The 9,741-nt window shown below is 75.4% G+C and carries 7 protein-coding genes; 4 read left to right on the forward strand and 3 right to left on the reverse strand.

Annotation, left to right across the window (positions count from 1 at the left end):
• Position 1: 1 nt before the first annotated feature.
• Positions 2 to 1,273, reverse strand: coding sequence for a PP2C family protein-serine/threonine phosphatase (locus ACWGH1_RS28875; RefSeq protein WP_453355767.1), 1,272 nt, complete (start codon positions 1,271 to 1,273; stop codon positions 2 to 4).
• Positions 1,273 to 2,082, reverse strand: a complete 810-nt coding sequence (locus ACWGH1_RS28880) for an alpha/beta fold hydrolase (RefSeq protein WP_453355768.1) — start codon at positions 2,080 to 2,082, stop codon at positions 1,273 to 1,275. Before ACWGH1_RS28880 ends, ACWGH1_RS28875 begins: the two co-directional genes overlap by 1 nt.
• A 188-nt stretch (positions 2,083 to 2,270) precedes the next feature.
• Here ACWGH1_RS28880 and lanKC point away from each other — a divergent pair, with 188 nt between their 5' ends.
• From lanKC to ACWGH1_RS28900, 4 genes are all read left to right on the forward strand, one after another.
• Positions 2,271 to 4,955 (forward strand): class III lanthionine synthetase LanKC, encoded by a 2,685-nt coding sequence (lanKC, locus tag ACWGH1_RS28885; RefSeq protein WP_453355769.1) that lies wholly within the window; start codon positions 2,271 to 2,273, stop codon positions 4,953 to 4,955.
• Positions 4,942 to 5,079: a SapB/AmfS family lanthipeptide gene (locus tag ACWGH1_RS28890; RefSeq protein ID WP_453355770.1), complete on the forward strand. Its 138-nt coding sequence runs from the start codon at positions 4,942 to 4,944 to the stop codon at positions 5,077 to 5,079. Before lanKC ends, ACWGH1_RS28890 begins: the two co-directional genes overlap by 14 nt.
• A 74-nt stretch (positions 5,080 to 5,153) precedes the next feature.
• Positions 5,154 to 7,073 (forward strand): ABC transporter ATP-binding protein, encoded by a 1,920-nt coding sequence (locus tag ACWGH1_RS28895; RefSeq protein WP_453409145.1) that lies wholly within the window; start codon positions 5,154 to 5,156, stop codon positions 7,071 to 7,073.
• Positions 7,070 to 8,818, forward strand: coding sequence for an ATP-binding cassette domain-containing protein (locus ACWGH1_RS28900; protein WP_453409146.1), 1,749 nt, complete (start codon positions 7,070 to 7,072; stop codon positions 8,816 to 8,818). The genes ACWGH1_RS28895 and ACWGH1_RS28900 overlap by 4 nt, the downstream gene beginning before the upstream one ends.
• A gap of 20 nt (positions 8,819 to 8,838) precedes the next feature.
• On the opposite strand, the gene ACWGH1_RS28905 is transcribed toward ACWGH1_RS28900, so the two are convergent.
• Positions 8,839 to 9,447 (reverse strand): response regulator transcription factor, encoded by a 609-nt coding sequence (locus tag ACWGH1_RS28905; protein ID WP_453357367.1) that lies wholly within the window; start codon positions 9,445 to 9,447, stop codon positions 8,839 to 8,841.
• Positions 9,448 to 9,741: the final 294 nt, after the last annotated feature.

Genomic DNA, 9,741 nt, shown 5'->3' on the forward strand with positions numbered 1-9,741 from the left:
GTCAGGTTGTCGCTCCGGGGTCTGTCGGGGTTGCGGGAACGCCGAGGGCGAGCAGGGCGGTGTCGTCGTCCAGCCCGTCGCCGAAACCGTCGAGCAGCACCGTCAGGGCGCTGACCAGCCCGGCCGGGCCGACGGCGGCGTGCGCGGCGGCGAAGTCGCGCAGCGCCTCGTCACCGTACAGCTCGCGGCTCTCCCCGATCCGGGCCTCGGTCAGGCCGTCGGTGTACAGGAGGAGCGTGTCGCCCGGCGCCAGGACCGTCCGGGCGGCCGTGAACGGCGCGGTGGGCATGATGCCGACGAGCAGGCCGCCGGGGGTGGAGAGGTATTCGGCCCGGCCGTCGGCGCGCACGAGGAGGGCCGGCGGGTGGCCGCCGGAGGCCAGGTCGACGGTGAAGGTGTCGCCCCCGGCTTCCAGTACCCCGAAAATGGCGGTGCAGTAGCGGGGATCGCCGCTGGTGTACCGCTCGTGCAGGACGGCGTTGAGCGTGGTGAGCGCGGCGACGGGACCGGGGTCGTGCAGGGCGGCGGCGCGCAGGGTGTACCGGGTCAGGGAGGTCACCGCGGCGGCCTTGGGGCCCTTGCCGCAGACGTCTCCGAGGAAGAAGGCCCAGCGTTTGCCGTCGATCGGGAACAGGTCGTAGAAGTCGCCGCCGAGCCGGTCCAGGGAGGCGGTGTGGTAGTAGGAGGCGGCCTCCAGGCCCGGTACCTCCGGCAGGGTGGCGGGCAGCAGGCTCTGCTGGAGGACCGCGAGTGCCTCCTGGAGCCGTTGGCGGTCCGCTTCCGCCTGCGCGCGGGCCTCCTCCGCCGCCTTCTGCCGGCGCAGCAGCTCGGTCTCGTAGGCCCGCCGCTCGCTCGCGTCGAAGACGGTGCTGCGGATCAGCAGGGGCTGGCCGTCGCCGCCGGTCTTCACGACGGAGGTGACCAGGACCGCAAGCCGCTTGCCGGCCGCCCCCTTGATCTCGAAGGCGACGCCGCTGACCTGGCCCTGCATGCGCAGCATCGGTGCGAAATGCGTCTCGTGGTAGAGCTTGCCGCCGACCGTCAGCAGGTCGGCGAAGCGCTTGCGGCCCACCACTTCTTCCCGGGCCAGGCCGAGCCAGGTCAGCAAGGTGGTGTTGATCTTGGCGATGGTGCCGTCGAGGAGGGTGGAGAGGTAGCCGCAGGGCGCGGATTCGTAGAGGTCCTCCGCGCTGTCCTCCAGCAGGGAGGTGAACAGGGCGTCGGTGGCCGCCTTGTCCCCGGGCTGCTCGGCGCTCTGCCCCGTGCAGGACATCAACGCAGCGTCCGGACGAATGCGAGGATCTCCGCGCTCGTGGCCTCGGGGGCGCTCAGCTGGGGGCAGTGCCCGGTGGCGTCGAGGGTGACCAGGCGGCTGCCGGGGATGGCGGCGTGCACGTAGGCACCGACTTCGCGCGGGGCGATCACGTCCTGGGAGCACTCCAGCACGAGCGTGGGGACGGTGACCTTCTTGAGGTCGTCGCGGCTGTCGGTGAGGAACGTGGTCCGGGCGAAGACCCGCGCGATGTCCGGGTCGGTGGCGCAGAAACTGGCGGTGAGCTCCGCACCGAGTTCGGGGCGCCCGGGGTTGCCCATGATGACGGGCGCCATCGCCGCGGACCAGCCCAGGTAGTTGGATTCCAGTGATTCCAGCAGTTCGTCGATGTCGTCGGCGCCGAACCCGCCCCGGTAGCCGTCGCCGTCGCCGTCGATGTAGCAGGGGGAGGGGCCCACCATGACGAGGGAGGAGAACCGGGCGGGGGCGGCCGCCGCGGCGAGTACGCCGATCATGGCGCTGACCGAGTGGCCGACGAAGACCACGTCCCGCAGGTCCAGCTCGTCGCAGATCTCCACCACGTCCCGCGCGTAGCCGTCCAGCGAGGCGTAGCGCTCCTCGCTCCACGCGGACAGTTCGGAGCGGCCCGAGCCCACGTAGTCGAACCGCACCACCCGGAATTCCTCCACCAGCGCCGGCACCACCAGCCGCCACATGTTCTGGTCGCAGCCGAACCCGTGCGCCAGCATGATGACGGGGGCTCCCTCGGTTCCGCTCACCGTCACGTTGTTCCTGCGGAGGATGTCCATCCCCTTATCCTCCCATCCCGCCGCGCGACGCCCGAAGGCGCCTCCCGCCACCCGGTTGGTGCGGGCCGCGTCCGGCGGCGGGTCCGGAGCGTGCGTTCTGCACGCCCTGTCGGTGACAGCCGTGACTGTCGCGGCGCCCGGCCCGGGTGGCACGGTGGTTCTGCCGCCGACCGACCGAGGGAGTACGGGTGAACAAGGGGTACGCCGCCTTCTGCGACGCAGACCGCTGGTTCTACGACGCGCCGTACCGGCGGGCCGAGGAGAGCTATCCGGCCGCGCTCGCCGCCGTCCCGGAGGGCTGGCGCTCCCACCGCACCGGCAGCTGGTACGCCCTGCGGCCGCTCGGCCTCGAACTGCCCTCCCAGGGCTGGAAGATCCACGTATCGGCCACCCTGGACAACGCCGAATCCGTCCTGGCGCGGGTGTACGACTACTGCGTGGACGGGCGGGTCGCCTTCAAGTTCGTGCCGAGCCGGTACCTGCTGCACCTGCGCAACGCCAAGTACGCCGACCGGGCCGCCAGCGGCAAGTTCCTGACGGTCTATCCGGCCGACACCGAGGAGTGCCGCCGCATCGCCGAGGACCTGGACGCACTACTGGCTGGCGAGCCGGGGCCGTACATCCTCAGCGATCTGCGGTGGGGCGCCGGCCCCGTCCACCTGCGCTACGGGAGCTTCACGCTGCGGCACTGCTACGACGAGCACGGCGAGGTCGTCCCGGCCGTCGAGGCCCCCGACGGACGCCTGGTGCCCGACCCGCGCGGGCCGGCGTTCCAGCCTCCGGAGTGGGTCGAGCTGCCCCCCTTCCTGAAACCCCACCTCGACGCGCGGTCCGCCGTCAGCCTCGCCGCTGTCCCCTACACGGTGGAGCGGGCCCTGCACTTCTCCAACGGCGGGGGCGTCTACGCCGGCCGCGACACCCGCACCGGTGAGGCGGTGGTCCTCAAGGAAGGCCGGCCGTACGCGGGGCTCGCCGCCGACGGGGCGGACGCGGTGGCCCGGCTGCACCGGGAGCGGGCGGCGCTGGAGCGGCTGGCCGGACTGGACTGCGTACCGTCCGTCCGCGACGCGTTCACGGTCGGCGATCACCACTTCCTGGTCCTGCAGTACCTGGAGGGCAAGCCGCTCAACACCTACTTCGCCCGCAAGCACCCGCTGATCGAGGCGGATCCGACGCCGGAAGCGCTCGCCGCCTACACCGCCTGGGCCGTCAAGATCCACGAGCGGGTCACCGAGGCCGTGGCGGCCGTGCACGCCCGCGGGGTGGTCTTCAACGACCTGCACCTGTTCAACGTCATGGTGACCGAGGACCCCGCGGGCGAACCGTCCGTCGCGCTGCTGGACTTCGAGGCCGCCGCGCACGTCGACGAGGGGCTGCGGCAGACCGTCGCCAATCCGGCCTTCGTCGCCCCGCCCGACCGCCGCGGCTTCGCGGTGGACCGCTACGCCCTCGCCTGTCTGCGCCTGGCCCTGTTCCTGCCGCTGACGAGCCTGCTCGTACTTGACCGGGCCAAGGCCGTACACCTGGCGGCCGTCGCCGCCGAACGCTTCCCCTTACCACCCGGATACCTGGACGAGGCCGTCGCGGAGATTCTCGCCGGGCCGGACCCGGAGCCCGCCGGGACCTCGGCGAGCGACCCCGCGGCGGCGCCGGGCGGCCGGGTGGCCGCGCCGGCCGGCCCGTACCTCCCGGTGGAGCCCGGGGACGGGGAGGCCGCCCGCCGCTCCATGGCGGCCGCCCTGCGCGCCTCGGCCACGCCCGACCGGGAGGACCGGCTCTTCCCCGGCGACATCGCCCAGTTCACCACCGAGGGCGGTGGCACCGGCTTCGGGTACGGCGCCGCCGGGGTGCTGTACGCGCTGGCCGAGACCGGCGCCGGGCCCTGGCCCGAAGCCGAGGAATGGCTGCTGGCCCGGGCCGGGGACCCCGGCTCCGGGACGCCGCTCGGCTTCTACGACGGTCTCGCCGGGACCGCCTGGACCCTGGACCGGCTCGGACACCGGAAGCAGGCGCTCGCCCTGACCGCAGAGCTGCTGCGCCAGCCGTGGCAGGAGACCGGCCCGGACCTGCACGGCGGGCTGTCGGGCATCGGGCTGGCCCTGGACGCGCTGGGCACGGCGACCGGCGACGGCGAACTCCACGCGGCCGCGCTGCGCTGCGCCCGGCTCGTCGCTCGCTCGGCCCCCCGGCTGACCCGCGCTGGACTGCTGTACGGCAACTCCGGTCCGGCGCTGCTCTTCCTGCGCCTGTACGAACGCACCGGCGACGAGGAGTACCTCGTACACGCCCGGGACGCCCTGCACCGCGATCTCGACCGGTGCGTGACCAGTGCCTTCGGCACCCTGCAAGTCGACGAGGGCTGGCGCACGATGCCCTATCTCGGCGCCGGCAGCGTGGGCATCGGCATGGTGCTGGACGACTGGCTGGAGCACGCCGGGGAACCGCGCTTCGAGCAGGCCCGGCGCGAGATCGTGCGGGCCGCCCGGTCGAACTTCTACGCGCAGCCGGGCCTGTTCCGCGGCGCGGCCGGCATGGTCCTGCACCTGGCACGGACGAGCACGCCCGACCCCGACGGAACGCGGAGCGGCGACCTCGGCCGCCAGATCGCCGCACTGGCCCGGCACGCCGTGCCGTACCAGGGCCGGCTGGCCTTCCCCGGCGAGCAGTTGATGCGCCTGTCCATGGACCTTTCCACGGGCACGGCCGGCGTCCTGCTCGCCCTCGGCAGCGCGGCGCCCGGCGGGCGCGGCCGGCTGCCGTTCCTCCCACCGCTGCGGCACGCCGCGGCGGTCCCAGAGCCGGTCCCGCACCACAGCGGGGCCGTGACCCATCGCACCAACTCATCGAGAGGAATTCGACATGACCCTTCTTGACCTGCAGTCGATGGAGACCGTGAAGGAAGAGACCACCGAGGCCGCGGCCCTGCACGGCGGTGGCAGCCAGGCGAGCCTGCTGCTCTGCGGCGACAGCAGCCTGAGCCTCACGACCTGTCACTGATCAGGTAGCTTCCGGGCCCGGGCGGTTCACCGCCCGGGCCCGGAGCCATCTCCGGAGCCCTGGGAGCCTCGCCGATGACCCCGCCCCCGTCCCCGCCGACCCCCGGCCCTCCAGGCAAGACGGCCTCCGGACGCGGCGGTGACCGGGCCCTGCGGGCGGCCGCCCGGCACAGCGCGGTGCGTACCGGCGCCGTGGGCGTGTGCTCGGTCGCCGCCGCCCTCGCGGCCCTCGTGGAGCCCGCCGTGCTCGGCCACGCGCTGGACCTGCTGCTGCGCCGCGACCCGGCCGGGCCCTCCTGGGCCCTGTGGTGCGCCGCCGTCATCGCGGCCGAGGTGTTCCTGGACGCCCTCACGACGTTGCTGACCGGGCAGGTGGGCGGCCGTACCACCGCCTGGCTGCGGCGCAGGGGGCTGGCCGCGCTGCTGCGCACGTCCCCGCACCACGCGGGCCGCCACTCCCCCGGTGACCTCACCACACGACTGACCGCGCACGCCACGGAGGCGGGGACCGGGCCCGCCGCCGCGGCGGCCGGCGTCGCCTCGCTGCTGCCGCCGCTCGGCGGGCTCGCCGCGCTGTTCCTCATCGACACCTGGACCGCCCTCGCCTTCCTCGCCGGGCTCCCCCTGCTCGGCCGGCTGTTGCGGTCCTTCGCCCGGGACTCGGGGTCCAGCGTGGCCCGGTACCAGGAGGTCCAGCTGGCCATGGCGGCCCGTCTCGTCGAGGCCCTCGCCGGGGCCCGGACCATCGCCGCTGCCGGCACGGCCGGCCGGGAACGCGTGCGGATCCTGCGCGGTCTGCCCGAACTCGGTGTGCAGGGGCGGCGGATGTGGCGCGTCTACGGCGGTACGACGGCCCGGACCTCCGCCCTGATGCCGCTGCTGCTGTACGTGGTCCTCGGGGTGGGCGGACTGCGACTGGTGGCGGGGGCGCTGGGCGTCGGGGAACTCCTCGCCGCCGTGCGCTACGCCGGACTCGCCGCCGGGATCGGGGCGGTGACCGGCCGGATGGCCGCCGTCGTACGCGCCCGGGCCGCCGCGGACCGGACGGCGGCCGTCTTCGACCTGCCCGAACTCGGCTACGGCGTACGCGGGTTGCCGGTGCGCGGGCGCGGGACGCTGGAGCTGGAGGGGGTCCGGGTGGTGCGGGGCGGCAGGGCGGTGCTGGACGGCATCGACCTCGTGGTGCCGGGGGGCGCCACGCTGGCCGTGGTGGGCCCCTCCGGCGCGGGCAAGTCGCTGCTCGCCGCGGTGGCCGGACGGCTCACCGACCCGGACGGCGGCCGCGTCCTGTTGGACGGGGTGCCGCTGGAGGAGTTCTCCGCGGCGGCGCTGCGCCGGGAGGTGGGTCATGCCTTCGACCGGCCCGCACTGCTCGGGCAGAGCGTCGCGGACGCCATCGCGTTCGGCCGGAGCCCGGAGCCCGCGCGGGAGGAGGTGCGGGCCGCTGCGCGGGCCGCGGGGGCGGACCCGTTCGTACGGCGCTTGCCCGACGGTTACGACACCGTGCTCGCGGAGGCGCCCCTGTCGGGCGGTGAGCTCCAACGACTGGGCCTGGCCCGGGCGTTCCTCCGGGCGGGTCGGCTGCTGGTACTGGACGACGCCACCTCCAGCCTCGACACGCTGACCGCCCGTGAGGTGGAACGGGCGCTGGCGCGCCACGTCCCGGGCGGGACCCGGATCGTGGTGGCGCACCGGGTCTCCGCGGCCGCCCGGGCGGACCTGGTGGTGTGGCTGGAGAACGGCCGCATCCGGGCCACCGGGAGCCACGCCGGCCTGTGGCGGGACCCGGCCTACCGGGCGGTCTTCGCCGCAGGGGCGGAACGGGCGCGGGAGCAGGAGCCGGGCAGCCGGGCGGAGCCGGGGCCGGGCCCCGTGGCGTGGCCGGAGCCGGAGCAAGGGCCGGAGTCGGGGCCGGAACCGGAGCCCGCTCGCCCTGAGCCGGCCCCCGTACCCGGGCCGGCGGCCGGCGGCCCGGGCGCGGGTGGTCTCCCGTGAGCCGGTCCGGGCCGTGGGGGCGGGTGGCGCCCGACGCGCGGCGGTTCCTGCGCTCCCGCGTCCGGCCGCTGACCGCCCTCGCGCTGTGGTCGCTGCTGGAGTCCGCGCACACCTTCCTCAGGGGCTACGGCGTCGCCCGCGCGCTCGACGACGGCTTCCTCGCCGGCCGGGCCGCCACCGGCGCGGCCTGGCTGGCGGCGGCCGGCGCCGGGGCCCTGCTCGGCGGCTTCGCCCTGCGCGGCGTGTTCGCCGGGCTCGCGGAGCTGGTGGAGCCGCTGCGCGACGGGCTGGTACGCCGGGCCGTGCGCCAGGCCCTGGCCGCGGCGATCGCCGACCCCGCCCGGGCCGCCGACGCCCGGGCGGTCTCCCGGCTGACCCAGCAGACCGAGATGGCCCGCGACTCCTTCGCCGGTCTGGTCCTGACGGCCCGTTCCTTCGTCTTCACCGCCGTGGGCGCGCTCGTCGGCCTCGCGGCGCTCGCCCCGGTACTGCTGCTCGTGGTGCTGCCGCCGCTGCTGCTGGGGCTGGCCGCCTTCCTGGCGACGCTGCGCCCGATGGCGGCCGTACAGCGGGAGGCACTGGACACGGAGGAGGCCCTGGCCGCGCGGGTGGGGGAGGCGGCGGGGGCGCTGCGCGACATCGTGGCGTGCGGCGGCGGCGCGGCCGTGGCCGCCCGGGTGGAGCCGCTGGTCGCGGCGCAGGAGCGGCTGGCCGGGCGGCTCGCCGGCTGGGGAGCGGTCCGTACCCTCGCCCTGGGCGTGGCGGGCCGGGCGCCGGTCGTCGCGTTGCTGGCCGCCACTCCCTGGCTGCTCGGGCGCGGGGTCACTGCGGGCGCGCTCGCCGGCGCCGTGACCTATCTGGTGCAGTCCCTGCTGCCCGCACTGGACACCCTGATGGCCGCCCTCGGTTCGGCGGGGACCCGGCTGCTGGTCGTACTGGACCGGTTCTGCGCGCCCCCGGTTCCCGAGCTCGCGGAGCCACCCGCCGGTCCGGCCGTTCCCGAGGAACCGGCTGCCGCCGCCGAGTTGCGGGGGGTCGGCTTCGCCTACGGGCCCCATGCCCACCCCGTGCTCCGGGATCTCGACCTGCGGGTGCGGCCCGGGGAGCACCTCGCGGTGGTGGGGCCGAGCGGTATCGGGAAGTCCACGCTCACCGCGCTGCTCGCCGGGCTGCTCACCCCGGACCGGGGGACGGTCCTGGTCGCGGGGGCGCCCGCCCGGCCGGCCGCGGGGGGCGGCCCCGATCCGCGCCGGACGCTGCTGCCGCAGCAGGCGTACGTCTTCACCGGCACCGTGGGCGAGAACCTGACCCACCTCAGCCCGGGGCCGGTCAGCGATGCCGGGCTGGACGCGACCGTCGACGCGCTGCGGCTGCGGGGGCTGGTCACCCGGCTGGGCGGCTACGACGCGGTGCTCGATCCCTCGCGGCTGTCCCAGGGCGAGCGGCAGCTGCTGGCCCTGGGCGCGGCCCACCTCTCCCCCGCCCCGCTCCTCCTGCTCGACGAAGCCACCTGCCACCTGGATCCGGAGGCCGAGGAGCGGGCCGAGCTCGCCCTCGCGGCGCGTCCCGGCACCCTGATCGTGGTGGCCCACCGGATCTCGTCGGCCGCGCGGGCCGACCGGGTCCTCGTACTGGACGGGACCCGGGCGGTGTGCGGCACGCACCCGGAGCTGCCTGCGCGCTCGGCCCTCTACCGGGACCTGGTGGGCATGTGGGGCTCGGGAGAGCCGGTCACGCCCCGCTGAAGCCCGGCCGTCCGGGCGGCCTACACCCAGCCCGCACTGCGGGATATGCGTATCGCGTCGATGCGGTTGCGCGCGCCGGTCTTGCGGGTCACGGCCGCCATGTAGTTGCGGACCGTGCCGCTGGCGAGGTGCAGGGAGCGGGCGATCTCGGCGACCGAGTCGCCCTGTGCGGCCCGGGTCAGGACGCTGAGTTCGCGCGGGCTGAGGGGGACCGGGTCCGCCTCCATGAACGCGCAGGCCAGCGCGGCGTCGATGAACCGCTCCCCCGCGGCCACCTTGCGCACGGCGCGGACGAGCCGGCCGGGCGAGCCGTCCTTGTCGACGTAGCCGAGTGCCTTGGCCTGGAAGGCGCGGCCGAGCGCGCCGGGCGTCTTGGCGGTCGCCAGGACGAGCAGCGGTGTGGGCGGGTCCAGCAGCCGCCCGGGGCCCTTGCCCTCCCCGGTGAGGGCGGCCGTCGCCCCCGGACAGTCGACGTCGACGACGGCCACGTCCGGTCGTAACGACTCGGCCCGGCGGGCCGCGGTCCGCCACCCCGCGGCCGTGACGTCGAAGTCGCCTTCGGATCTCAGCAGGGCGGCCAGCGCGGATCCGACGAGGCTGACGCTGTGCAGTACGAGGACCTTGGTCATGGTGACTCTCCGAACGTGGGTTGGCGCGGACGGTCAGGGCTTCATCAGCATCAAGCGGTTGCCCAGGTACCGGCCCCCGGAACACGACCTTCGGGGGCACGCGGGGGCGCATGGCCGTAATGAGTCGCCGCCCCGGGTGCCCGTGCACGGCATGTCGTACTTGTCGCCGCAGTCCGCCGCCGCCCGGGGGCGCCCCGCACCGCGATGTGTCCGGATCCTGCGGGCGGTGGAACGCGGGTCGGCGCGAGCACGGCCGACGCCGCGAACGCAGGCGGGCGGCACCGGTTCATCCGG

The sequence above is a fragment of the Streptomyces sp. NPDC054883 genome (assembly GCF_053610645.1).